Genomic DNA, 25,688 nt, shown 5'->3' on the forward strand with positions numbered 1-25,688 from the left:
GGCGCGGCTTTTCGTTAGAACGTAGCTTTTCTCATAGAACCCGTAAGGGCTTATGCTTCGCTATCGCTCTCCGCTAAATCCACCAGCTCGCGAACCGCGACGGCAAACAGCGCGAACCCGCCTTCGCTTCCGCCACGCACTTCGTCGATCAAGCGGCACCAGCGGCGGTGTAGTTCAGCGTGCTGCTCCAACCACTGGGCCACGCGCTCCTGGGTATCGCGACTGCCCGCCTCCAGCTTCAAGACGCTTGTCGTCAGCGCCAGCTGCTGGCGGTCGATATCATCGCGGAAGGTTTCCCGCGCCTGGGCCTGCCAGGAGTCGCGTACTTCCAGATGCGTGACCTGCCGGATCATCCAGGGTAGCTCTAGGCGGCTGCCGATTTCGTAGAACACCTCGGCCACCCTCTGGGGCTTCTCGTTGGTGATCCGTGCCGCTTGAATGATCCCCAGGCCAGCGTAAAGGCTGGGTGCGGCCGCCACGGTGGCGGCCAGGGCTTCGGGCACGCCAGCGGCTTGCAGCTCGTCACAGCGCTTGCGCCACGCGGCCTGCTCTTCACCGCTGAGCAGCTCGCCAATACTCTCTTGTAACTGCGCCAAACGCGGGCCAAAGTACTCGATGGTGTCCTGGGTCGAGAGACCCAAATGCTGGCGCAGGAACCAGCGCGTTGCGCGGCGGATCATGCGCATCAGGTCCAGCATCATGTAGTACTGCACGCGGCTGGACACCTGGTTATCCAACGCTTCAATCTGCGCCCACAGCGCGGGCAGATTGAAGGCATCCCGGGCGACGACGTAGGCGCGGGCGATATCCGCACGGCCAGCACCGGTGGAATCCATCAAGCGGCGTACAAACACGATCCCCATATGATCGACAAGGTCGTTGGCCACCTGGGTGGCAACAATCTCACGCTTCAGGCGGTGGTCGTACATCTCGGTCTGATAGCGCTCGGTGAGTACGGCGGGGAACAGGCGCTCCAAGTGACGGTGAATATACAGATCGTCCGGCACGTCGGAGTTGATCAAGTCGCCTTTCAGGGGACTCTTAGCGTAGGAGATCAGTACCGACAGCTCCGGCAGATGCATTCCCTGATTGCTGCTGGCACGCTCTTTGAGTACGTCATCGGCAGGCAGGAATTCAAGCTCGCGGTCGATTTGGCCAGCGGACTCCAGCCCGCTGATAAAGCGACGGTACGGCCCCATGCCCTGGTGGGAAAGAATTTCCGACAGATCAAGCGCCTGGGTCTGGCGGTAGTTATCTAGAATCACCAGGTCGGCAACTTCTTCGGTCATGTCGGCCAGCAGCTGGTTACGCTGCTTGTCGGTCATATCGCCACGCTTGACCACTTCATCGATCAAGATTTTGATATTGACCTCGTGGTCCGAGCAGTTCACGCCGCCCGCATTGTCGATAAAGTCGGTGTAGACGCGCACGCCGTTGGCGGCGGCTTCCATCCGGCCACGCTGGGTCAGGCCCAGGTTACCGCCCTCGCCGACCACTCGGCAGTTTAGCTCTTTACCGTTGATGCGCAGCGCGTCGTTGGCTTTATCGCCCACGTCCGCATCGGTCTCTTCAGAGCTTTTCACATAAGTGCCGATACCGCCGTTCAAATCAGATCCACCTTCGCCTTGAGCATGGCGCGAATCAGATCGTTAGGAGACAGGCGGGGCTCTTCGATACCAAACACCTGCTGCATTTCCGGCGTGATGGTGATCGATTTGGCGCTACGGTTAAAGACACCGCCGCCCTGGGAAATCAGCTCGGCGCTGTAGTCTTCCCAGCTGGAACGCGGCAGATCAAACAAGCGCTTACGCTCGGCAAAGGCCGCCGCGGCATCGGGGTTCGGGTCGACAAAGATGTGCAGGTGGTTAAACGCACCGACCAGCTGGATCTTGTCAGAGAGCAGCATGCCGTTGCCGAACACGTCACCCGCCATATCGCCCACACCTACCACGGTGAACAGGTCTTCTTGGGTATTCACGTCCAGATTTTTGAAGTGACGCTTCACAGATTCCCATGCGCCGCGGGCCGTAATCGCCATCTTCTTATGGTCGTAGCCGTTTGCGCCACCTGAGGCAAAAGCGTCGCCCAGCCAGTGGCCATACTCCACGGAAATCGCGTTGGCGATATCGGAGAAGGTCGCGGTGCCTTTATCTGCGGCAACCACTAAGTAGGTGTCATCTTCATCGTGACGCACCACGTTTTGCGGCGGTACCACCTCGCCACCCACGAGATTATCGGTGACATCCAGCCGCGCGCGAATGAAGATTTGGTAGCACGCGATGCCTTCTTTCTGCTGGGTTTCGCGGTCGGCGTTTTCCGGCATGCGTTTGCACACAAAGCCGCCTTTCGCACCAACGGGCACGATGACCGCGTTTTTCACCTGCTGCGCTTTAACCAGCCCCAGCACTTCGGTACGGAAATCTTCAAGACGGTCCGACCAGCGCAGGCCGCCACGCGCCACTTTGCCACCGCGCAGGTGAACGCCTTCGACACGCGGCGAGCAGACAAAGATTTCAAACGCCGGGCGCGGTTTGGGCATACCCGTTACTTTCGACGGTTCAAGCTTGTAGGAGATGTAATCCTTAAAGCGGCCATCGTCAGTTTTCTGGTAATAATTGGTGCGCAGGGTCGCTTGGATCAGCTCCATAAAGCGGCGCAGCAGCTGGTCGTCATTGAGGCTGGCAACGCCTTCCAGGTGCTCGTTAAGGCGTGCTAAGCAGTCGTCTAGGTTACTGGGCTGTTGGGCCGGGTCGAAACGTAAGCGGAACAGCTCTACCAGGGTTTGGGTGATGGCCGGATAGTTGGCCAGCGTTGCGGCGATGTAGTCCTGGGACATGCCGAAGCGGATCTGCTTCAGGTAGCGGGCATAGCCGCGCAGCATAGCCACTTCACGCCAGTCCAGGCCAGCACCGATAATCAGGCGGTTAAAGGCGTCATTATCGGCCTCGCCTGCCCAAATGCGCTTGAACGCTTCACTGAAGGTGTCGCGCATTTCGCTCAGGTTGACGCCTTCGCGGCTATGTTCCAGCTCAAAGTCGTGAATCCAATAGCGCTGCTGCGGCGCATTGATATCGTAGGGGCGCTCGCCAATCACGCGCAGGCCGAGATTTTCCATCATCGGCAACACATCAGAGAGCGGAATTTGCGATTCGCGGTGGAACAGTTTCAGGTTCATGCCGCCTGCCTGCTCTTCCAGCGGGCGGTAGAGCGATAGCGACAGGTCATCGCCACTATCCAAGGTTAACAGGTGGTGAACGTCAAATACCGCCGTGCGGGCATTGAAGTCTTCCCGGTAACTAGCGGAGAACGCATCGTGGAACTGATCGATCAGGTGGTTAGCACGCTCTTCGCCAAAACCTTCGACCATGGCTGCCTGCAGCTCGTCGCGCCAGCTGCGCGCCAAGCGGGCGACTTTGCTCTCCAGACGCTTCAGGTCGTACTGGCTGGGGGCATCGCCGTTGAAACGTAGAATGAGCTGGATACGCGCCAGCACCGACTCAGACAAGTAAGTATTGAAGTCGCCAAAGTGGGCATCCAACTCATCACACAGCATGCCCTGAATGCGCTGGCGCAGGTCGGTGGAGAATACATCCCGTGGTACAAACACTAAGCAGGAGTAGAACTTACCGCTGACATCCGCGCGGATGAACAGGCGCACCTGACGGCGTTCACGAATATTGAGAATACCCAACGCGGTGCTGGCCAGGGATTCCGTGCTGATCTGGAACAGGTCATCGCGGGGGTAGACTTCCAATACCTGCAGCAGCTGCTTGCCGTTGTGGCCCTGGGGGTTGAAGCCAGCAATATCCATCACGGCCTTGAGCTTGCGGCGCAGCAGCGGAATATTGCGCGGCGACTCGTTGTATACCGTGGCGGTGAACAAGCCAAAGAAACGACGCTCGCCGATCACATTGCCGTCATCGTCGTAGCGGTCGACGGTGATGTAGTCTGGATAAGTGGGGCGATGCACGCGGGAGTGGTGCGCGCTTTTGGCGAACGAGAGCAGTTGCGGCACCAGCACGTAGTGGTCGTGCTCGTCGATGCCCTCTTCGGTACGGATACGCTCACGGTAGCGCGGCTGATCTAGGCGGAATACACCCAGCACGCTGTTAGGATCGCGCTGCAGCTCGTTACCGTCCAGTAGGTACTCGTCGTAGCCTAGGAAGGTGAAGTTATCCTTCAACAGCCACTCTAGGAAGGCAATGGCTTCTTCGTGGTCATCCGGGTCAATTTGCGGTGGGCAGTTCTTTTCCAGCTCTTGAATGGCGGAAGTAATCTGACCGCACATGGCATCAAAATCGCCCACGGCGGTGCGCACATCGCGCAGCACTTCATGCAGATTGCGCTCAATTTTCGCCAGGGACTCGGCGTCGGTGTGGCGATCTACTTCGATCACAATCAGCGATTCACGGGCGTCCGGTGCGTTCTCATCTTTGGGAGAGGTCAGCGCCTTCAATTGATGCTGGCTATCACGCGCCACGGCGAACACAGCGTTTTGAATGGCGTGTACCGTTAGGCCGCGACGGTTGAGTTCAATGCTACGGAGTCGACCAAAAACGGCATATCTTCATGGAGCACCGCCACAAAGGTGTGGGTCGACTGCCAGCCATGCTCTTCAAAGTCCGGGCTAAAAATACGCACTTTGGGGCTTTGCGGGTCATGGTGCTGTAAAAACTGCCAGATGGAGAGCGTCGCGCCGTAAAGGTCGTCCAGCCGACGGTCTACTAGGTCTTCCACTGGTACCGTGGCGTAAAAGTGGCGCGCAAAGGCTTCGATGGCGGCCGCCCTTGCTGGCTCCAGTCGCGCTTCCAATCGCTCTTGTAGCTGCTTTAAAAGATCCCGCCGACTCTCTTCAATCGCAACGTAATGCATCCATCACCTCGACTGCCTGGGGCCACTACATAGGCCAAAAAAACGAAGGACAATAGGCCTTTAGGCCACTCTACCTGTTAGCTTACGCTACCCAGGACCGCCACCCTAACCATCTGACAGGTTATTCATGGAGTATGCCGCTTGTGCATCATAAGCACTATTGACAAGTTCAGCGTATCAACTTTGTGAGGGCGCTTCTGGCTGCCGACGGGTCAGCAATACGCCACACTCACAGTGGTGGGTAAACGGGCACTGGTCAAATAGCGCAAAACGCTCAATATCGTGAGTCTTAGTCAGTAGCGTTAAGTTTTCGGCAAGCGTGGCCGGGTTGCATGAAATATAGACGATTTGAGCGTATTCGCTGATTTGATGGCAGCTTTGTTCATCCAGCCCGGCCCTGGGCGGGTCTACTAAAACGGTTGAAAAGTCATACTCGTCCAGCGCCATCTCGGCCACGCGCCGGCCCTCTTTTTCCCCTTTCAGTGCCAGTGCAAACTCTTCCGCCGACATGCGGGCCACGTGGGCATTGGTCACGCCATTGGCTTCAAGGTTGACGTTGGCGCTAGCGACAGAGGTACGTGAAATCTCGGTGGCCAGCACGCGGCGGAAGTTCTCAGCCAGCGCAATGGTAAAGTTGCCGTTGCCGCAATATAGTTCCACCAGATCTTCTGTTTGGCGGCCTTGCGTGGCTTCTTTGGCCCAGCTCAGCATGGTTTGGCAAATATGCGCGTTGGGCTGGGTAAAGCTGTTCTCTACCTGCTGGTAGTGCAGCGTGCGCCATCCACCGTGAGCCGCTCCCATACGTGATCCTGGGTCAGTACCAGGCGCTGCTTACGCGAACGGCCAATGATCATGATATCTAGGGCTTTTTCCAGAGCGCGGGCTTCGGCTTCCCAGGCATCGCCCAGCGGGCGATGGTAGATCAACGTGACCAGCGCTTGCCCCGAGAGCGTGGTTAAAAACTCCACCTGGAATAGACGACGGCGCAACTCGTCGCTGGCGAGAAAGGCGTCGCGCAGCTTAGGCATGAGCTCGTTGATATGGGCGCTGGCCACCGGAAACTGATCTAAGCGAATCACTCGTTTGTTTTTGGAGTTTTCCGGGTCGACCTCGAACATGGCGTAAAAGAGGTCATTCTCTTCATGCCAAATGCGAAATTCACAGCGCTGGCGATAGTGGCTGGGCGGCGAGGGGTACACCTCTAGCGCAGGCGTATCAAACGCTGCAAACGTGCTCCCCACATAGGCTTGCTTCTCAGCCACCTGTTCGTCGTAGCGTGCTGGATCTACTGTAGGGATCGCCAAGGTGGCTCCTCATCACTAAGTATTAAAATAGGAAAAAAGACGTTTATTCACCGCCGCCTAGCGGGCGCCGGGCAGTACGAGCGGCCGTGGTTCATGAAAGCCGTAGCGGGCGAAGCCATCGGTAAGCGCCTGAGCAGGCGCCGTGGTGAAGCAACGGCCATCGTGTGCACTGCTCACCAGGGTAGTGGCCACCTGCCCCACCCGGCGGGCAATGGCATCACCGGAGTCTACCCATGCGATAGGCGCTGGTGCCACGCGGACTAATAGTGGTTGCAGCAACGGAAAGTGGGTGCAGCCAAGCACGACAGTATCTAGCGCGGGGCTCTCTTGGGTGGCTTGCCATAGCGGCGCTAGCGCTTGCTGAATGCGCGGTGCGTTGAGCGGCGTTCCGGCTAGCCACGCTTCAGCTTCGGTAACCAGGGCATCTGCCGCTATTTTGGTCACCACGCAGTCGCTGGCAAAGCTGTCGATTAGCCCCTGGGTATAGGGGCGATTCACCGTAGCCGTCGTGGCCAACAGGCCAATATGGCGCGATGTGCTCATCAGCGCTGCCGGTTTAATCGCGGGCACGGTACCAATGACAGGAATTGAGAGCGTTTGGCGCAGCCCTTCTAGGGCAAGGGTGCTGGCAGTATTACAGGCAACCACCAGCACGCTGGCTTGGCACGCTTGGACTGCCGCCTGGCAAACCATCACAATCCGCTTAGCGAGGGTCGCATCGTCGCGAAGGCCGTAAGGTAGCCAAGCGTTGTCGCAGGCGTAGCACAGGGCAGCCGGTGGATAGTGCTGGCGCAGCGCACGGGCAACGGAAAGCCCGCCCACGCCGGAATCAAAAATCAGTATAGGCCCTGACATCACCCTTCACCTGCACAGTCCGCTATGTTGAAACCCACCCCATTAATAGTGGCGCTACTGGCAACGGCCACCACGCAATGACTCAGCTTTTCAGCCGCCCAATAAAAACGGGGCGCCAGTTTAACACGCCCCGTTCGGCTCTGAAGGATTCACATTTGACAGGAGTTACAGTGCTGGAACTTCCGCACCGCATAGTTCAGCGTAAAGCTCTGGGTAGGCGAGTTGCAGACGCTCCAGCTCTTTTTCGGCCCCTTCGGGCAGGGCCTGACGTAGCTCTTCCATATCCTCTTCGCTGAAGTGCTTATCGATCAGCGGGAAAAGCCCCTCGCGCTCGTGACGCAGATAGCCGCGGTGGGCTTCCAGGTACGCTTTGAGATCTTCGGCAAAGCGATCCATGGGCAGGATGTTGTCCATCAGGATCATATCGATATCTTGGGACAGACGCATTAAGCGCGGCTTTAGCTCGCGATAGTCGTTAGCCATTTGCTCCATCAGCGGGAGGTGCTCTGGAGCCTGGGTTTTGAGCCGTTCAACGCAGATGCGCTCAAGGGGCGTAGCAAAACCATCCATGTAGGACAAAATGTAATCGACCACCTCACGCATCAGTTGAAAGTCGGGCCGCTCGCCGTTGGCCAAGGTTTTATGCTTTAGCTGCAGCACATGGAGCATTCGCGCCATGTTGGCATGATCTAGACGCAGTTGGTTTAACATCGTGCCGTCTCCTTCGTAAGTGTCATGCCTGCCGCTCTCCCTACGGAGCATTAGGCACGCGATCATGAGCTGGGTTCTACTACACTAGCGTTAATCCTTGCCTTGCGCCTCTAAGATTACTAACGCTGGCGGGCGCTTCTTATTGTTATGCCACAAGGTAGTCTGACGTTACCCTATTTACCACAGACACTTATTAAGCGTTAGTTGTTCAACGCCTCGATTTACAACGGAAGTTTATATGGATCTTTTTGAAGCCACTCCAGGTGAAGACGCTCCGCTTGCCTTTCGCATGCGCCCTTTGACGCTTGATGACTACATTGGCCAGCAGGCGCTTGTGGGGCCGGACAAACCGCTGCGCCGCATGGCGGAGTCGGGCGTAGTGCGCTCTATGATCTTGTGGGGGCCACCGGGCGTAGGCAAGACCACCCTGGCAGAGCTGTTAGCACGTGCGTCTGAAGCGCATCTTGAGCACCTAAGTGCGGTGATGGCTGGCGTAAAAGAGATTCGTGCGGTGGTAGAGCGCGCTCGCCAGCGCTCCTCGCCCACGCTTCTCTTTTTAGATGAGATTCACCGTTTGAACAAGAGCCAACAGGACGCCCTGCTGCCTCATGTGGAGTCCGGCCTGTTAACGCTGATTGGCGCCACCACTGAAAATCCCTCCTTCGAGGTGAACTCAGCGCTGCTCTCACGCGCGCGTGTTTATGTGCTAAAGCCACTGACCCAGCAAGAGCTCATTCAGGTGATGCAGCAAGCATTGGCACATGACCAGCGCGGCCTGGGCAAGCGACCAATTGACATAGAGCCTGGCGTACTGGAAGCCCTCGCCCACGCTAGCGCGGGGGATGCCCGGAGAGCCTTAGGGCTACTGGAAACGGCTTGTGATTTTACCGAACAGCAAGATGGTCGCGAGGTGCTACGCAAAGCGGTACTGGCGGATGTAGTCGGCCATCAGTCCAGCGCGTTTGATAAGCAGGGCGATGCTTACTATGACCTGCTGTCCGCCATCCATAAATCGATCCGATCGTCGCGCCCTGATGCCGCACTTTTGTATATGGCGCGCTTTATCCAGGGCGGCGGCGACCCATTGGATATCGTGCGGCGCTTAACCGCCATTGCCTCGGAAGACGTGGGCAATGCCGACCCGCGCGCCCTGCCGCTCGTCATCGCCGCCTGGGATGCCTATTTGCGCCTGGGCGATTATGAGGGCCAACGGGCGATTGCCCATGCGGCGATTCATCTGGCAGTGGCACCTAAAAGTAACCGCATTGACCGGGCCTGGAAAAGCGCCCAGCAGTTTGTCCAGCAGCAGCCCCAGGTGGAAGTACCCACCTACCTGCGCAACGCACCTACCAAACTGATGGAGCAGCTAGGCCATGGCGAGGGCTACCGATATGCTCATAACGAAGCGGATGGCTATCCAGCGGGCAGCGCTCACGACTGTTGGCCGGAAGGCGTGCCGAAAACACGCTTTTACGAGCCGAGTCCGTTTGGCCAGGAGAAGCGGTTTGGGGAAATCATGGCGTGGCGGGAGCAGCGGGATCAGGAAGCAGATCAGGCACCCTAAAGTGCCTGATAAACTGCGTTAACACGGTGAAGTAACCGCCAGAGATTTAAAGCTCTTCGCGGATAACGTCGGTGCCTTCAGGAATCTGGAAATCAAATAGGCCACGATCAATGCTGCCATTGCGAGTAATGTCGCTGAAGGTGATGGCGGTGCGCTGGCCAGTGCTGTCCATCATCCACAGCTCGGTCAGGGTCTGGCCTTCAAAGACCATGCTCAACTCTTCAAATAGCGTGTCTGCCAGCGTAGGAATCAGCGTAAACACGTCATCGCCGTCCTGCTGCTCGTAAAACACATCGTAACTGGCGGTTAGCTCATCGGCGCTACCTGACAGCAATATCACGGGCGTGTGGGTAACACGGTCATCCATCGCTTGCACGGTCACTTGCTCAAGATCTGGATCGTAAAGGTAGACATCTTCACCATCAGAGACCACGGTTTGCGAATACGGAGCTTCAACTTCCCAACGCAGCATACCCGGGCGCGCTAACCACATTTCCCCACGGGCACTCTGAAGACGCTCACCGCCACCATCCAGAATCTGCTGTTCAAAAGTCGCGTGGTAGTTTTCCAGAGGATCCAAGCGCTCGGTAAGCCGCTCTGCGGCCTCATTGGCCCACGCTGTCATCGGTGCAGCAAAGGTTAACCCGAGCGCACTGGCGGCAAGTACCAAAGCAGGTGAGCGACGGTTAGAGGGTTCCCGCATGTTCTTTCTCCCTAGGCATTCATTGCCGAATAGCGGACGAGGCAAGGAGCGATAAGACGTTCCGTATGCCTCTCAGACGTAAAAAGCGCCGCAGGGTTTCGCCTGCGGCGCGACTTTCACGCTTATTGCATGATTGGTGAGGCCACGCTTAGTGACCAACCGGTGGCGGTGCCATCACTTCGCGAGCGCCGTTGGTGCCCATAGAGGAGACAACGCCTGCGCCCTCCATGGCTTCAACTAAGCGTGCCGCTCGGTTATAGCCAATTTTAAATCGCCGCTGCACGGCAGAAATCGAGGCCTTACGGGTCTCGGTCACAAACTGCACCGCTTCATCGTAAAGCGCATCCTGCTCGGCATCGTCGCCATCGCTCCCTTCCGCTTCAAGCCCAGTCAGTGCATCCGCAGAAACACCGCCGGAAAGAATCTCCTCAATGTACTCAGGCTCGCCGCGACGCTTCCAATCATCGACCACCCGATGGACTTCATCGTCGTCCACGAAGGCACCGTGAACCCGGTTAGGCGGCCCGGAACCGGCGGGCAGGTAGAGCATATCCCCGTGTCCCAGCAGGCTCTCTGCCCCACCTTGATCCAGAATGGTACGCGAATCGATTCGCGAGGAGACCTGGAAGGCCATTCGCGAAGGAATGTTCGCCTTGATCAAACCAGTCACCACATCCACCGATGGACGCTGGGTGGCAAGAATCAGATGAATACCGGCAGCCCGCGCTTTTTGTGCCAGACGTGCGATCAGCTCTTCGACCTTTTTGCCGACGATCATAAACATATCGGCAAACTCATCGATGACCACCACGATGTAGGGCAGCTTCTCCAGCACCGGCGGCGTTTGGTGCATCTCCCAGGGCTGCGGCTCCCATAATGGGTCGGCCACCTGGGCACCGGCACGCTCGGCTTCGTCTAGGCGGGCGTTAAAGCCGGCAATATTACGTACGCCCATCGCCGCCATCAGCTTATAGCGACGCTCCATTTCCGCCACGCACCAGCGCAGGCTGTTGGCCGCCTCTTTCATATCTGTGACCACCGGCGCCAGCAGGTGCGGAATACCGTCATACACCGATAGCTCCAGCATCTTGGGATCAACCATGATCAGCTTGAGCTCATCGGGTTTAGCCTTGAGCAGCATGGAGATCAGCATCGCGTTGACCCCCACCGATTTACCCGAACCGGTCGTACCGGCCACCAGCAGGTGGGGCATTTTGCCTAGGTTCGCGACCACCGGCCCACCGCCAATATCTTGGCCCAGCGCCATCGTCAGCGGTGAGCTCTCCTGCTGATAGCGGTCAGAGTCGATCACTTCACGCAGGCGAATCATCGCGCGGTGCGGGTTAGGAATTTCGATCCCCACCGTTGGCCGACCGGGAATGACCTCTACTACGCGAACGCTTTTCACCATCAGCGAGCGGGCAAGGTCTTTCGCCAAATTGCTGATCTTAGAAACTTTCACCCCAGCGGCCGGCTTAATCTCAAAGCGCGTAATCACCGGGCCAGGCCAAGTATCAACGACTTCCGCTTTGACACCGTACTCCCGCAGCCGCACTTCGAGAAGCTCGGCCATGTCCGCCAGCTGTTCATCGGTATAGTTAGGCTGATGCGGCTCTGGGGGCGTTAACAGCTGCAAACTGGGCACATCGCCTTCAGGCTCGGACAGCGTTTCAAACGCTGGGCGCTGGCTCTGCAGATGCTCCACCGTCCACAGCGTGGGGCCGCTATCTGTCTCTTCTTCTACGGGCTCGGTAGAGAAGGTTGGCTCATGGCGCGAGCTGGCAGTAGCAGATGCGACAGGCCTGACGGATAACTCATCGTCATCTTCGTCATCCCACACTGGCTCTGGCACTACTTCCGGCACTCGCTCCCGGCGCGGTTCAGCCGCTATGGAGGGGGCTTGGTAGGCTGGCTGGCTGTCTTCACTGCGCAGCGTTACTGGTTCGGGGTGCTCTGACTCCGGCTCTGGGAGGCTCGTAAACGCGGTGGGTGCTGATGGCTCAGTAGCTTCCGGTTCCCGCTCATCGCGCGTTGCACGCAGCGGTACAGAAGCTGCATAGAGCTCACGCTCCTGCTCATCTTCAACCCGCAGCGGTTTATTGCTACCCAATTCATGGGTAGGCACCGGCTCGGGTGTTTCAGTTGGCGCGGGTGTTTCAGGCTTAGGCGCTGGAACTTTTTCAACTGCAGACTCTGGCTGTTGCGTTGGCTCCGGCTCTTTAGCGGATAACGACATTAGTGGTTCACTGGGCGCTTCTGGCTCCTGCGTCTTGGCAGGCGCTGGCGGAGTCGCTTCTGGCGCGGCCGTCCGAGGCTCTGAGGTGCTTTGCGGCTTCGCTCCATGGCGTTCGCTCAGTACAGCGGCTGCCTCCCAAGGAATGGAGGTATCCGTAGTAGATGTCTCTTCTTGCGTCTCTTCTGCAGGTGCTGAGAAGCTTGGCTCACGCCGCTCGCGACGACTTGATGGTGAACGCTCACTAACGGCAGGGCGCTCATGCTGCGCAGGCGATTCACTGGCGCGAGGTGCAGCATTGACGGCTGGCGTCTCTTCTTCCTCATCTACAGCGTCCGTACTGGTATCGCTAGGCTCTGCCCAGGAGCGCTGCTTCACTTTTTTAGACGCCGCTTTAGCAGCCGCACGCACGGCAGCGCGCTCAGCACGCTTTTCGCGACCTTTAGCACGGCGAGCGCTAAACCATCCGCCGATACGGCACAGCTTGCGTCCAACTTCATCGGCCACCTGTAACCACGACATGCCGCGGAACAACGGGAAGCCAATCAGAATTAGCGCGGCGGCAATCAAGCCCACACCACCGCTACTCACCAACGGTTTCAGCGTACCGACGAGCCCTTCGCCTAAAATACCGCCTGAGGCATAGGGCAGAATGCTATCTGGATGATAAAAGTGCAGTGCGCCCAGCATGGTCGTACCGAACATTAGCAACACCAAACCGCCTGCACGCACGGCAATAGCGACGGGGTCTAACTCAAAGCGCACCTGGCGTGAGCGCATCAGCCACCAAGCGGCGTAACCAAACATTCCCGGCCACCACAGGGCACTGGCCCCGAGCAGTGAATAGAGCACGTCGGCCAGCCATGCACCAACCGGGCCCATCCAGTTACGCACATCGGTTTCAGGCCCTTGGTACGACCAGCCGGGGTCGGCTGGATGGTAGCTAAACAGCGCCAATAGCAAAAAGACGCAGAGCGCCAGCATCACAACCACCACCCCTTCACGGGCGGATCCTTGCAGGCGCAAGCCAAATCGGCGCGCCTTATCCTTCGCGGCATTCACCCGCGTCGATGAATTAGAACTATATGGTGACTGACGCGACTGTCGCTGCGTTCGCTTGTCTACCGCCTTATTTACTTTCAAGCGATTCTCCCTTTACACCACACGGTGTCTTTAATCCACTGGCGAGTTTGCATCATACCGAGCATCCTTCCGCCGTCACAGCGCTTCTATAGAAGCTATCAGCAACAGGAGCAAGCGATGCTACCTTGGCTCTCATCGCCACACCCTTCATTTCCATCTACCGAACAGGCATAGAGTCTCCCAACGGCCTCCTAGCCGCCGGTGGAGAGCTTACACCAGCCTGGCTGGTAGACGCTTACCGGAAAGGGATATTTCCTTGGTATAGCGACGAGGTCCCCATTTTATGGTGGAGCCCTGACCCGCGCATGATACTGCTGCCTGCTCAGTTTAAACGACGCCGCAGTCTAGCTAAACGGCTGCGACATGGTGGTTTTAGCGTGACACTAGATCAACAGTTCACCCAGGTCGTTGAGGCATGTGCTGCTCCCCGTAAAAATGAACCGGGCCTTTGGATTAACCCGGATATGCGTCGCGCCTATCAGCGCCTTCACGAACTTGGCATCGCCCACAGCATTGAGGTACACCGTGACGGCGAGCTGGTCGGCGGGCTGTATGGGCTGGCCATGGGGCCAGGGTTCTTTGGTGAGTCGATGTTTTCACGTCAACCCGATGCTTCCAAAATTGCGCTGGCCTACTTGGCAGGCGCCATGCAACGCCATGGTGGTGCACTCATCGACTGCCAAATGCACACGCCGCATTTAGCCAGCCTGGGTGCGACAACAGTCGCCCGTAGCACGTTCATCAACTATCTTGAACAATGGTTGCCAGAAAAGGCTTTTCGCTTATCACCACCTGCTCATCAGACGCCATCCGTGCCTGCCTCACCATGGCTGGCGGCGATACCTTCAGGCGCTGAAGCAGAGTGACCGCGCCGTTTTTCACCAAGGAGGCAAGCCGTGAGTAGTAACGCTCCTCGCCGCCCTGTGCGGGATTTGCGCTTCTTCCTAACCGTTCCTCATGCCTGCAGCTATCTTCCTGGCAAAGAGGCAACAACACTGTTTCTGGACCCTCAGGAGTCGCCGGTGCCTGGGGTGTACGACTCACTGTCTCTGCTTGGCTTTCGACGCAGCGGACGCCACTTATACCGCCCTCACTGCGAGGGTTGCAATGCCTGCCGTTCGGTACGCATTCCAGTAGACGAATTTAGCGCCAACCGCACCCAGCGCAAACTTTGGCGACGCAATGCCGATATTGAGACCCGGGTGATTGCCGCACGCTTCGATGCGGCCCACTATGCGCTGTACGCCGACTATATTCGTCAGCGTCATGCCGATGGCGATATGTACCCCCCTAGCCGCGACCAATACCGTACCTTCTTAACGCTAGAAGAGCCCTATGCACACCTACTGGAGATGTATCTAGAGGGCGAACTGGTGGCCGTGGCAGCGTTTGACCAGCTAGAGCATGGTCTTTCGGCCATTTATACGTTTTTCAAAGTGGATGAGTCGCTTGAAAAGCGCTCGCTGGGCACCTTTGCTATCTTAAAGTTGATTGCGCTCTGCCAAGAAAAAGCGCTGCCGCACCTTTATCTCGGGTACTGGATTGAGGAGTGTCGTAAGATGCGCTACAAGCAAGCTTTTTCACCGATTGAACTGCTGGATGGACGGCACTGGCGACCTATAATTCGTTAAACTGGTCAGCTTTTTTGCCTTGACGGCGGGCTTACGGCACAATATAGCGCTGTTTCTTAGGCGAGCAGGTTTGTGCCAACGCTTATTGAAACAATCATTCGACCAACCACGATGTAAAATAAGTGAGGATCTGCCTATATGGCACGCGAAGATCATATTGAAATGGAAGGCGTTATTGTTGATACCCTTCCCAACACCATGTTCCGGGTTGAGCTGGAAAACGGTCACGTTGTGACTGCCCATATCTCTGGCAAAATGCGTAAAAACTACATCCGCATTCTGACCGGCGACAAGGTTAAGGTAGAGCTGACGCCTTACGATCTCTCCAAAGGCCGTATTGTTTACCGCTCGCGCTAAGCCTTGAAACACCTTCAAGCAATGAACGTCTGTTCGCGCGTGTACGTCGGATGGCTGGCTGTGAATAGTGCGTAATTACGGCGCCGCTCCCTGAAAACGACAACGCCCCGTCGAAGACAGGGCGCTGTGCGTTAGCGGGTAATTGAGTCAGAGCTTGCGGGTACTTAGCGCCCTTCTCAGGGCGCGTCTGCCATTTCCGACGCAGCTGTCAGGTGTAGCTCACCCTCCTCTAAGCTGACATGCCCAATCCCACCGTGCTCCGCTAATTCACCGAACAGAATCATCTCTGCTAGCGGCTTCTTGAGCTTCTCTTGGATCAGGCGAGCCATTGGCCTTGCGCCCATATCCGGGTCGTAGCCTTTCTCTGCCAGCCAGTCTCGCGCCGTGTCGTCTACATCTAGCTGTACTCGCTTCTCGTCTAGCTGTGCCTGTAGCTCGATCAGGAACTTATCGACAACGTTACGCACCACCGTGGTGGGCAGCGCATGGAACTGGATAATGCCGTCCAAGCGGTTGCCGGAACCTTGGCGAGAAGGTGCGGCGAATCACTTCCATGGCATCGGTAGAGTGATCCTGATTCTGGAAGCCAATAGAGCGACGTGATACCTGCTCTGCCCCTGCGTTAGAGGTCATAATCAAAATCACGTGACGGAAGTCCGCTTCGCGGCCGTTATTATCGGTCAGGCGGGCATGATCCATGACCTGCAGCAGCAGGTTAAAGACTTCCGGGTGGTCCTTCTCGATCTCGTCAAGCAGCAGTACACAGTGCGGCTGCTTGGTGACTGCTTCTGTTAACAGACCGCCTTGGTCATACCCAACATAGCCAGGAGGCGCACCGATCAAGCGTGATACGGTGTGACGCTCCATGTACTCAGACATATCAAAGCGGACGAGCTCAATGCCCATGATATGCGCAAGCTGTTTGGCGACTTCCGTTTTACCCACCCGGTTGGCCCGGCAAACAAGAAGTTACCCACGGGTTTGTCTGGCGACTTCAGACCCGCACGGGAGAGCTTGATGGCGGCAGACAGGGAGTCAATGGCTTCATCCTGCCCAAACACCAGCATTTTCAGATCGCGGTCTAGCTTTTCAAGCTGCTTGCGATCCGAGCTCGACACGCTCTTCGGTGGAATGCGGGCAATAGAGGCCACTACCGCTTCTACCTGCTCCACATCAATCGTGTTAGTGCGCACTTCCGGTGGCAGCATGCGCTGATGGGCGCCTGCTTCATCAATGACATCAATCGCCTTATCGGGCAGGAAGCGATCATTGATATAGCGATCCGCCAAGCGAGCAGCACTTTCTAGTGCACCATCGGTGTACTTAAGCTCGTGGTGCTCTTCAAAGCGCGAGCGAAGCCCTTTGAGGATCTTGATGGTGTCTTCAACAGACGGTGCAAGCACATCGACTTTTTGGAAACGACGCGCCAGCGCACGATCTTTTTCGAAGATACCGCGAAACTCTTGGAACGTCGTCGAACCGATGCAGCGCAGCTCGCCAGATGACAATAGCGGCTTCAGCAGGTTAGAGGCGTCCATTACGCCACCCGATGCAGCACCCGCACCAATCACGGTGTGAATCTCATCAATAAACAGCACAGCATTGGGCTGTTTACGCAGCTCGCTTAGCAGGCTCTTGAGGCGTTTTTCAAAATCGCCTCGGTACTTGGTGCCTGCCAGCAGTGCGCCCATATCCAGTGAGTAAACCACCGCGTCGGCAATGACTTCCGGCACGTCTTCTTCGACGATGCGCTTGGCTAAGCCTTCGGCAATAGCGGTTTTACCCACACCCGCTTCACCCACCAGGAGTGGGTTATTTTTACGACGGCGGGCCAGAATTTGCACAACGCGCTCAAGCTCATGGTCGCGGCCAATCAGAGGGTCGATTTTACCCTGACGTGCCTGCTCATTGAGGTTGGTGGCGTAGCCGGTCAGCGGATGAGCAGCGCCTTCAGCGCTCCCCTCTTCTGCGTCGTCACTCTCTTGAGAGGCAGGTGATGGCGACGGGCCATGACCAGAGACTTTAGAAATTCCGTGGGCGATGTAGTTCACCGCGTCTACCCGCGCCACGCTTTGTTGTTTAAGGAAGTAAACCGCTTGACTCTCTTGCTCGGAAAAGATGGCCACCAGCACATTAGCGCCAGTCACTTCGCTTTTACCGGAAGATTGAACATGGAATACAGCACGTTGCAGCACGCGCTGGAAGCCCAGCGTTGGCTGCGTTTCACGGTCACCCTGACCTTCTGGGATCAGCGGTGTGGTCGAGTTAATGAAATCCTGCAGATCGGACCGCAGCTTGTCGAGGTTTGCCCCACACGCCTTCAGCACATCCACCGCAGAGGCATTGTCTAGCAGCGCCAGAAGCAGGTGCTCTACGGTCATGAATTCGTGGCGCTTTGAGCGAGCCACGGTGAAGGCCGTGTTCAGGGTCAGTTCAAGTTCTTTGCTCAGCATGGCAGTCCCCTTTTCGCTACTACCTAGGGCATATCGCCACCTAGGGCTTGCGTCGGATCAGTTTAATCGACCGGCACTTTCAACATCGGGTACAAATGGCGTGGTTGCAAGCCCCTGTGCTACTTTTTTTCAACGCTACTCATTTTAAATAGGCTTAATCAGCAGCTTCGATGTCACTCATTAGCGGGTGCTCGCATTCACGGGCATACTCATTCACTTGATAACTTTTAGTTTCAGCAATATCCCGGGTAAAAATGCCGCAAGTGGCTTTCCCCTGGGTGTGTACCGCCAACATCACCTGCACGGCTTTTTCGCTATCCATATTAAAAAAGCCTTGCAGCACTTCGACAACAAACTCCATGGGAGTGTAGTCGTCATTATGCAATACCACCTTGTACAGCGGCGGCTGTGCCACTGCTGGCTCAGCTGACTGTACTGCTAGGTCATCGTCATGCTCAGGCATGCCAGGGCGTGTCATGCCTGCATTTAAGGTGGCCACCATATATAGGCTTTCTGTATTAGGCATAAGCAACAAGGATCATCTTCTCTCGGCTGACAGGCGATGTCTTACACGAAGGTATTACAGCACTGTGCTCGCCCAACATTATGCTTGGCTAATACTAAGCTCAGGCAACACTAGGTGCTGTTAACACTGGGCTCGGTTGTACACACATAATCTGCTGTATAAGACGCGCGCCATCAACAAGGGTTCATGAAAAACTCAAAATTATCACACTGGGCCAAACAAAAAACCCCTGCCCGCAAAGCAGGCAGGGGGTGTAGCAGCACTCAATTTACGATTGAGTGGGGCAATTAGCCCTTGGCAACCATCGCCAGTGCGTCGTTCAGCGTTTTGCTCGGACGCATGGCTTGGCTGGCCAGCTCGCCGCTCGGGCGGAAATAGCCTTGAATATCCACCGACTGCCCCTGAACGCTGTTGAGTTCGTCCACGATAGCGGCTTCGTTGGCTTTCAGCGTTTCGGCCAGGCGGGCGAACAGCGTCTTCATTTCGGCGTCTTGGTCTTGAGCAGCCAGGGCTTCGGCCCAGTAAAGCGCCAGATAGAAGTGGCTACCACGGTTATCCAACTCGCCCACTTTACGCGACGGGGACTTGTTGCTGTCGAGGAATTGGCCGTTGGCTTCATCCAGTGCTTTGGCTAGCAGCGTAGCGCGGGCGTTACCGAAGGTGCTGCCCAGGTGCTCAAGCGACGCCGCCAGGGCCAGGAACTCACCCAGCGAATCCCAACGCAGGTGGTTCTCTTCCAGGAACTGCTGAACGTGCTTCGGAGCGGAACCGCCAGCGCCGGTTTCAAACAGGCCACCACCGTTCATCAGCGGTACGATGGAGAGCATCTTGGCGCTGGTGCCCAGTTCCATGATCGGGAACAGGTCGGTGAGGTAATCGCGCAGCACGTTACCAGTGACAGAGATCGTGTCTTCGCCTTTACGGATACGCTCCAAAGACACCTTCATCGCCTCGACCGGCGCGAGGATACGAATATCCAGGCCAGCGGTGTCGTGATCTTTCAGGTACGTTTCGACCTTTTTGATCAGTTGCGCGTCGTGGGCGCGGTTAGCGTCGAGCCAGAACAGCGCCGGGGCACCGCTATCGCGAGCGCGAGTCACGGCCAGCTTCACCCAATCTTGAATCGGGGCATCTTTGGTCTGGCACATACGCCAGATATCGCCTGCTTCTACTGGGTGGCTGAACACCGTTTGGCCAGAATCGTCGGTCACTACGACGGTGCCATCAGCAGGCATTTGGAAGGTTTTATCATGAGAGCCGTACTCTTCGGCTTTCTGCGCCATCAGGCCCACGTTGGGTACGCTGCCCATGGTAGTTGGGTCGAACGCGCCGTTCTGCTTGCAGTCTTCGATCACCGCCTGATAAATGGTGGCGTAGCAGCGGTCAGGGATAACAGCCTTCGCATCCTGCAGCTCGTCATTCGCGTTCCACATCTTGCCGGAATCACGAATCATCGCCGGCATAGAGGCATCGATGATCACGTCGCTGGGCACATGCAGGTTGGTGATGCCTTTATGGGAGTTCACCATCGCCATGGCCGGGCGAGTTTGATAAAGGGCCTCTACATCGCCTTTGATCGCCTCTTGCTGGTCGCTGGGCAGCTTCTCAATAGCGCTGTAAAGGTCGCCGATACCGCTGTTCGGGTTGAAGCCAGCACTCTTCAGCACGTCAGCGTGCTTCTCCAGCACCTCTTTATAGAACTCTTCTACCACGATACCGAACATGATTGGGTCGGAGACCTTCATCATGGTGGCTTTCAAGTGCAGCGAGAACAGCACGCCGCTCTCTTTGGCATCGCTGATTTGGCTGTCAATAAAGCTGCGCAGACGGCGGCTACTCATGCTGGCGGCGTCAATGACTTCGCCTGCTTGTACCGCAAGGCCCTCTTTTAGCACCACGTTGGTGCCATCTTTTTGCTGCAGCTCAATCTTCAGCGTGCCGGCTTTTTCCATCACCGCCGACTGTTCGCTGCCGTAGAAGTCGCCTTCGCTCATATGAGCCACATGGGACTTAGAGTCAGCGCTCCACTCACCCATGCGGTGCGGGTATTTGCGAGCGTAGTTCTTGACCGATTTCGGCGCGCGGCGGTCGGAGTTACCTTCGCGCAGCACCGGGTTTACCCACTGCCCTTGGCTTTGTCGTAACGCGCTTTAACGGAGGCTTCTTCGTCGTTTTTCGGCTCTTCCGGGTAGTCAGGCAGCGGGTAGCCCTGGCTTTGCAGCTCTTTGTTGGTTGCTTTTAGCTGCGGGCCCGAGGCGCTGATATTGGGTAGTTTGATAATGTTAGCTTCAGGCGTCTTCGCCAGCTGACCAAGCTCCGCCAGGTCATCGCTCACGCGCTGCTCGTCGCTCAGAATATCTGGGAATTGTGCTAATACGCGGGCAGCAAGAGAAATATCGCGGGTCTCTACTTCGACACCGGCAGAGTCGGTAAAGGCATCAATGATGGGTAAGAGAGAGTAGGTAGCGAGCGCAGGAGCTTCATCGGTGAGCGTATAAATGATCTTCGGCGTTTTAGACATTTTTGCGTTAACCTCTTTTTTTCGGTCGCTGTGATTATAAAAAATCCTGAGCTACGCGGTTCATTCAACGATTAGCCATGCCGCGAAGCGGGTGGAGCATCCTGTATGCGCTGCCCCTTTGGTCAGTCGGTGGCACTACTGGTCACTCGGTGGTTATTGCGGTAACGATGACGACAGATGAAAACGGTGGTCATCACGATGCCAACGGTTCATCTCAAACAGCTGCGCCAGATTATACCAGCGCTGCACTTTAACCGCATGAGCGATTGTCGACAAATCCTCCACCTCTAGTTCTTGAGACAGCTTGTGAGACGATGAGCACCTTATATTTACTGCACAAACCCTACCGTATGCTCTCCCAGTTTACCGATAGCCAGGGCAGGGCCACCTTGGCAGAGGTGATTCGCGCCCCAGGGGTGTACGCCGCTGGCCGCCTTGATTTTGATTCTGAAGGCCTGCTGCTACTCAGTGATGACGGGGGCCTTATTCACCGCATTGCCCCCCCCAAACACAAGCAGCCAAAAACCTATTGGGTGCAGCTTGAAGGCCACATTACCGATGAAGCCATCCGCGCGCTCAAATCAGGCATTACGTTAAAAGATGGCCCGACCCTACCCGCCAAAGCGCGCCGTATAGCGCCGCCTGCTATTGCTGAACGTGACCCGCCGATCGACCCTAAGCGCCACCCTCTCACCACCTGGCTAGAACTCACTATTAGCGAAGGCCGCAACCGCCAGGTGCGCCGTATGACTGCCCACGTAGGCTTTCCTACCCTGCGCCTGATTCGTGCGGCCATTGGCCCCTGGCAGCTTGGCGACCTGGCACCTGGAGAATGGCGTAAAGAAACCCTGCACGCACCGCGCCCGGGCAACGCCAAGCAGCCTCGCGCCGTGCCAAAAAAGGCTAAGCCAAAAAACGCCAAGCCGAAAAGCGCCTCACCAAAAGGCTCAGGTACCAATAAAGCGCGTGCCGCAAAAGCAGCCCCCAAACGAAGCACCAAATCCAGAGGCCCTAAAAAATGAATACGCCTTCTCCTACTGTTCGGCCAACCATTCGCAGCACGGTGGCCTGTGTAATTCAGCAGGGCGAGCATTTTTTAATGGTGGAAGAGGATAAAGGTGGTGCCCACACGCTCTTTAATCAGCCAGCCGGGCATGTGGAACTTGGCGAAGGGCCGGTAGCCGCCATACAGCGCGAGGTGCAAGAGGAAACGGCGTGGCAGGTATTGCTCACCGGCTAATTAGGGTTGTACGTTTTTCACACCCCAGAGGGAGAAACGTTTCATAGCCATGGATTTACCGGCGTCCCTGAACAGCCGCTCACCACGGCGATTGACCCGGCCATTGTGGCTACCCATTGGTTAACACGCGATGAGATCGTCGCACTCGCGGCCGCGCAGCGGTTAAGAAGCCCGCTGGTGCTGAAACGCATTGACGATGCCCTGAACCACCGTCACTTCCCGCTTTCGGTGATCCAAGAGTGAAGCACTCGAAGCATCGAGCCCCCATCGTGTATAATCGCCGCCCAATTGCACACCACTTCAACTGAGGATGCCAATGACATCCACCGATGGCACAGCCACCCAGGACGCGTCAGACACCCACACCGCTGCCACTGGTAAAGTGATTGTCGGCATGGCCGGCGGCTTCGACTCCTCCGTTTCTGCTCTCCTTCTGCTCCAACAGGGGTACGAGGTCGAGGGCCTGTTTATGAAAAACTGGGATGAGGACGACAACACCGAGTACTGCACGGCGAAGGAGGATCTCGCCGATGCCGAAGCGGTGTGCGCCAAGCTAGGGATCAAGCTGCACACGGCTAACTTCGCCGCCGAGTATTGGGACAACGTGTTCGAGCACTTCTTGGCAGAGTACAAAGCAGGCCGTACGCCCAACCCTGACATCCTGTGTAACCGGGAGATCAAGTTCAAGGTCTTCTTAGAGTATGCCGAGATGCTCGGTGCGAACAAAATTGCCACCGGCCACTATGTGCGCCAGGGCATTCGCGATGGCCTACCGCGCCTGCTGAAAGGCTTGGATGGCAATAAAGACCAAAGCTACTTCCTGCACGCCGTACCGGAAGCCGCCATTGCTCGCACGCTGTTCCCGGTCGGCGAGCTTGAAAAACCCGAAGTACGTGCCCTGGCAGAGCAGCACGACCTCATCACCGCGAAGAAAAAGGACTCCACAGGCATCTGCTTTATCGGTGAGCGTCGTTTCCGCGACTTCTTGCAGCAGTACCTGCCCGCCCAGCCGGGCACCATCGAGACCCCTGAAGGCGATGAAATTGGCCAGCACATGGGCTTGATGTATTACACCCTGGGGCAGCGTCAAGGGTTAGGTATTGGCGGTTTGGCCAACTACTCCGAAGACCCCTGGTGCGTGGCGGCAAAAGATCTCGAGCGCAACGTGCTGATCGTGGTGCAAGGCAAGCATCATTCGCTGCTTTACACCAATGCACTCGCCACCGAGGCGATGGACTTGGGTCGCTGAAAAGCCGCCGGTTCAGCAAGGCCGCTTTACCGCCAAAACCCGCTACCGCCAAAGCGACTGCCCCTGCGAAATTGTCGCCCAGGCCGATGGCAGCGTTGAGGTTATTTTTGACGACCCGCAGTGGTCGGTCACGCCCGGCCAGTCGCTGGTGCTTTACGATAACGACATCTGCTTAGGCGGCGGCGTTATTCGCGCCACCTGGAATGCCTCGGAGACCGCTGCATGAGCGCAACCCCTATTCACCGCGCGCCCGACACCCCCGCCGCCCGCCAAGCCCTCGCCCTGGCGGCGGTCTTTCAAGCAGCAAGCCTCGTCGATGAACTCGCCCGTACGGGACAAGTTGATACACGCGCGTGGGAAACGCTGATCAACGCGACGGTAGACACCAACCCGGAAAGTTTTGAAGCCATCTACGGCGGCCATCCGAACAACCTACGCCGCGGGCCGGATACGCTGGAAGCGCTCGTCGGCCGTAAGCAGGCCAACCCGGTGGTATTGCGCTACGGCTTTTCCCTGCTGCTGCTAATGAATAAGCTGCGCACCGACCGCCAAATGATGGACGTGTTAGGCCAAAAGCTGTCCCATGTTCAAGGGCAAGCAGACCACTTTGGCACTACCCACGAAAACGTCATTGCCAGCCTTGGTGAAACTTACCAAGAGACCATTTCGACGTTTAAAACGCGCATTGTGGTGCAGGGCGACCCCTCGCTACTGCAAACCCGCATGATGCCGGAACGGGTACGCGCTTGCTTAATGGCCGGTATTCGCTTTGCGCTGTTGTGGCATCAGCAGGGCGGCCGCCGCTGGAAGCTGGTGTTTCAACGCAAGGCGCTACGCCGAGCGCTGGATAACTTTAGCTAGCCGCCAAGATACCTTACTTTCGACCTCCGTCCTTGACCACTCTGGAAACCAAGCCATGCAACTCTCTGCTCTGACCGCCCTTTCTCCCGTTGACGGCCGCTACGGCGCCAAAGCCGCCGCGCTACGTGAACACTTCAGCGAATTCGGCCTGATCCGTGCGCGCGTGATTGTGGAAGTGCGCTGGCTGCAGCGCCTTGCTGAGCACGGCCAGATTGTCGAAGTCCCGCCGCTTTCCGCGAAAGCCACCGCGTTTCTAGAGCAGCTTATTCGTGACTTCTCAGTCGATGACGCGGAGCGCATCAAAGAGATTGAGCGCACCACCAACCACGACGTTAAAGCGGTGGAGTACTTCCTAAAAGAGAAGATTGCAGGCCAAGCAGAGCTAAACGCCGTTACCGAATTTATCCACTTCGCCTGCACCAGTGAAGACATCAACAACCTCTCTTACGGCGTGATGCTGGCAGATGGCCTGAAAGCCATGCTGCCGACGATGCATGAGGTCGCCGATGAGATTGCCAAGCTGGCGATTGCCCATGCAGGCCAGCCGATGCTGGCACGCACCCATGGCCAAACCGCCAGCCCCACCACGCTGGGTAAAGAGATGGCCAACGTGGCGTATCGCCTCAAGCGCCAGCTCAAGCAGATCGAAAGCGTGGAGATTCTGGGCAAAATCAACGGAGCGGTAGGCAACTACAATGCTCACCTGACCACCTACCCGGATATCGACTGGGAAGCCAACGCGCGCACCTTCGTTGAAGGCCTGGGATTAAGCTTTAACCCCTACACCACGCAAATCGAACCCCACGACTACATTGCCGAACTGTTCGATGCGATCTGCCGCTACAACACGATTCTGATCGACTTTGACCGCGACGTATGGGGCTACATCTCCCTGGGCTACTTCAAGCAGCGCACCGTAGAAGGCGAAATTGGCTCTTCCACCATGCCGCACAAGGTCAACCCGATTGACTTTGAAAACTCAGAAGGCAACCTGGGCCTCGCCAACGCGGTGATGAGCCACTTAGCGCAAAAGCTGCCGATCTCCCGCTGGCAGCGCGACCTGACCGACTCCACCGTACTGCGTAACCTAGGCGTTGGCTTGCCTATGGTCTGATTGGCTACCATGCAAGCCTAAAAGGCATCAGCAAATTAGAAGCTAATCCATCGCGCCTGGAAGAAGACCTGGATAACAGCTGGAAATTACTTGCCGAGCCGATCCAAACCGTGATGCGTCGCTACGGCATTGAAAAGCCCTACGAGAAGCTCAAAGAACTTACTCGCGGCAAGCGTATTGATCAAGCGGGCTTTGCCGCCTTTATTGATACTCTTGAGCTGCCCGAGACGGTCAAAAATGAGCTGAAGGCACTCTCGCCCGCCAGCTATATTGGTAATGCGAAGGCCCAGGCCGAAGCACTCAACCAGCGGCTTGCTGCACTCTAAACGACGCTCTACGACACTGACGTAG

General features: G+C 56.9%; 13 protein-coding genes and 7 pseudogenes. 10 read left to right on the forward strand and 10 right to left on the reverse strand.

Features of this window, described 5'->3' with window-relative positions:
- Nucleotides 1-50 precede the first annotated feature (50 nt).
- The 4 genes and pseudogenes from B4967_RS17245 to B4967_RS17260 form a co-directional block, all read right to left on the reverse strand.
- Nucleotides 51-4,872, reverse strand: a pseudogene (locus tag B4967_RS17245) (NAD-glutamate dehydrogenase).
- 177 nt (nt 4,873-5,049) lie between these two features.
- Nucleotides 5,050-6,176 (reverse strand): annotated as a pseudogene (gene trmA / locus B4967_RS17250) (tRNA (uridine(54)-C5)-methyltransferase TrmA).
- 57 nt (nt 6,177-6,233) lie between these two features.
- A complete protein-coding gene (murI, locus tag B4967_RS17255) occupies nt 6,234-7,031 on the reverse strand; it encodes a glutamate racemase (protein WP_083026578.1) in 798 nt (265 codons plus the stop codon).
- A gap of 165 nt (nt 7,032-7,196) precedes the next feature.
- Complete coding sequence (locus tag B4967_RS17260) at nt 7,197-7,742, reverse strand: hemerythrin domain-containing protein (RefSeq protein WP_083026580.1); 546 nt, start codon at nt 7,740-7,742, stop codon at nt 7,197-7,199.
- 238 nt (nt 7,743-7,980) lie between these two features.
- On the opposite strand from B4967_RS17260, the gene B4967_RS17265 reads away from it, so the two are divergent.
- On the forward strand, nt 7,981-9,306 hold the full coding sequence (locus B4967_RS17265) for a replication-associated recombination protein A (protein ID WP_083026582.1): 1,326 nt from the start codon (nt 7,981-7,983) through the stop codon (nt 9,304-9,306).
- Nucleotides 9,307-9,352: 46 nt separating this feature from the next.
- On the opposite strand, the gene lolA is transcribed toward B4967_RS17265, so the two are convergent.
- Together lolA and B4967_RS17275 are read right to left on the reverse strand one after the other, a co-directional pair.
- On the reverse strand, nt 9,353-10,009 hold the full coding sequence (gene lolA / locus B4967_RS17270) for an outer membrane lipoprotein periplasmic chaperone LolA (RefSeq protein ID WP_083026584.1): 657 nt from the start codon (nt 10,007-10,009) through the stop codon (nt 9,353-9,355).
- A 148-nt stretch (nt 10,010-10,157) separates the two neighbouring features.
- On the reverse strand, nt 10,158-13,385 hold the full coding sequence (locus tag B4967_RS17275) for a DNA translocase FtsK (protein WP_083026585.1): 3,228 nt from the start codon (nt 13,383-13,385) through the stop codon (nt 10,158-10,160).
- Between the two features lie 117 nt (nt 13,386-13,502).
- Here B4967_RS17275 and aat point away from each other — a divergent pair.
- The 3 genes and pseudogenes from aat to infA all read left to right on the forward strand — a co-directional run bounded on the left by aat (nt 13,503) and on the right by infA (nt 15,373).
- Nucleotides 13,503-14,251, forward strand: a pseudogene (aat, locus tag B4967_RS17280) (leucyl/phenylalanyl-tRNA--protein transferase).
- Nucleotides 14,252-14,281: 30 nt separating this feature from the next.
- Nucleotides 14,282-15,016 (forward strand): arginyltransferase, encoded by a 735-nt coding sequence (locus tag B4967_RS17285; protein WP_044627798.1) that lies wholly within the window; start codon nt 14,282-14,284, stop codon nt 15,014-15,016.
- A gap of 138 nt (nt 15,017-15,154) precedes the next feature.
- Nucleotides 15,155-15,373, forward strand: coding sequence for a translation initiation factor IF-1 (gene infA, locus B4967_RS17290; RefSeq protein WP_007111068.1), 219 nt, complete (start codon nt 15,155-15,157; stop codon nt 15,371-15,373).
- A gap of 176 nt (nt 15,374-15,549) precedes the next feature.
- On the opposite strand, the pseudogene clpA reads toward infA, so the two are convergent.
- The 4 genes and pseudogenes from clpA to B4967_RS20565 form a co-directional block, all read right to left on the reverse strand.
- Nucleotides 15,550-17,826, reverse strand: a pseudogene (gene clpA, locus B4967_RS17295) (ATP-dependent Clp protease ATP-binding subunit ClpA).
- Nucleotides 17,827-17,980: 154 nt separating this feature from the next.
- Entirely contained in the window at nt 17,981-18,289 is a 309-nt protein-coding gene (gene clpS / locus B4967_RS17300) for an ATP-dependent Clp protease adapter ClpS (protein WP_083026654.1), read from the reverse strand.
- A gap of 350 nt (nt 18,290-18,639) precedes the next feature.
- A pseudogene (locus B4967_RS17305) lies at nt 18,640-20,873 on the reverse strand (NADP-dependent isocitrate dehydrogenase).
- A gap of 153 nt (nt 20,874-21,026) precedes the next feature.
- Entirely contained in the window at nt 21,027-21,149 is a 123-nt protein-coding gene (locus B4967_RS20565) for a hypothetical protein (protein WP_266100062.1), read from the reverse strand.
- A gap of 38 nt (nt 21,150-21,187) precedes the next feature.
- Here B4967_RS20565 and B4967_RS17310 point away from each other — a divergent pair, with 38 nt between their 5' ends.
- The 6 genes and pseudogenes from B4967_RS17310 to purB all read left to right on the forward strand — a co-directional run bounded on the left by B4967_RS17310 (nt 21,188) and on the right by purB (nt 25,663).
- Nucleotides 21,188-21,895, forward strand: coding sequence for a pseudouridine synthase (locus tag B4967_RS17310; protein ID WP_083026587.1), 708 nt, complete (start codon nt 21,188-21,190; stop codon nt 21,893-21,895).
- Nucleotides 21,892-22,113 carry an NUDIX domain-containing protein gene (locus B4967_RS21125; RefSeq protein WP_340638803.1) on the forward strand — a complete coding sequence of 74 codons (222 nt, stop codon included), beginning with the start codon at nt 21,892-21,894 and terminating at the stop codon, nt 22,111-22,113. Before B4967_RS17310 ends, B4967_RS21125 begins: the two co-directional genes overlap by 4 nt.
- Nucleotides 22,114-22,119: 6 nt before the next feature.
- Nucleotides 22,120-22,356, forward strand: a complete 237-nt coding sequence (locus B4967_RS21130) for an NUDIX hydrolase (protein WP_340638804.1) — start codon at nt 22,120-22,122, stop codon at nt 22,354-22,356.
- A gap of 73 nt (nt 22,357-22,429) precedes the next feature.
- Nucleotides 22,430-23,588, forward strand: a pseudogene (mnmA, locus tag B4967_RS17320) (tRNA 2-thiouridine(34) synthase MnmA).
- Nucleotides 23,585-24,223: a high frequency lysogenization protein HflD gene (gene hflD / locus B4967_RS17325; protein WP_083026589.1), complete on the forward strand. Its 639-nt coding sequence runs from the start codon at nt 23,585-23,587 to the stop codon at nt 24,221-24,223. The pseudogene mnmA and the gene hflD overlap by 4 nt, the downstream one beginning before the upstream one ends.
- 55 nt (nt 24,224-24,278) lie before the next feature.
- Nucleotides 24,279-25,663 (forward strand): annotated as a pseudogene (gene purB, locus B4967_RS17330) (adenylosuccinate lyase).
- Nucleotides 25,664-25,688 lie beyond the last annotated feature (25 nt).

The organism is Vreelandella lionensis, assembly GCF_002087295.1.
Classification (GTDB): Bacteria; Pseudomonadota; Gammaproteobacteria; order Pseudomonadales; family Halomonadaceae; genus Vreelandella; species Vreelandella lionensis.

What these genes read in the sequence shown, in the direction of transcription:
- B4967_RS17260 (WP_083026580.1), bottom strand. Translation starts at nt 7,742, where the DNA reads ATGTTAAACCAACTGCGTCTAGATCATGCCAACATGGCGCGAATGCTC.
- hflD (WP_083026589.1), top strand. Translation starts at nt 23,585, where the DNA reads ATGAGCGCAACCCCTATTCACCGCGCGCCCGACACCCCCGCCGCCCGC.
- lolA (WP_083026584.1), bottom strand. Translation starts at nt 10,009, where the DNA reads ATGCGGGAACCCTCTAACCGTCGCTCACCTGCTTTGGTACTTGCCGCC.
- B4967_RS21125 (WP_340638803.1), top strand. Translation starts at nt 21,892, where the DNA reads ATGAATACGCCTTCTCCTACTGTTCGGCCAACCATTCGCAGCACGGTG.
- B4967_RS17310 (WP_083026587.1), top strand. Translation starts at nt 21,188, where the DNA reads ATGAGCACCTTATATTTACTGCACAAACCCTACCGTATGCTCTCCCAG.
- murI (WP_083026578.1), bottom strand. Translation starts at nt 7,031, where the DNA reads ATGTCAGGGCCTATACTGATTTTTGATTCCGGCGTGGGCGGGCTTTCC.
- infA (WP_007111068.1), top strand. Translation starts at nt 15,155, where the DNA reads ATGGCACGCGAAGATCATATTGAAATGGAAGGCGTTATTGTTGATACC.
- clpS (WP_083026654.1), bottom strand. Translation starts at nt 18,289, where the DNA reads ATGCCTGAGCATGACGATGACCTAGCAGTACAGTCAGCTGAGCCAGCA.
- B4967_RS17265 (WP_083026582.1), top strand. Translation starts at nt 7,981, where the DNA reads ATGGATCTTTTTGAAGCCACTCCAGGTGAAGACGCTCCGCTTGCCTTT.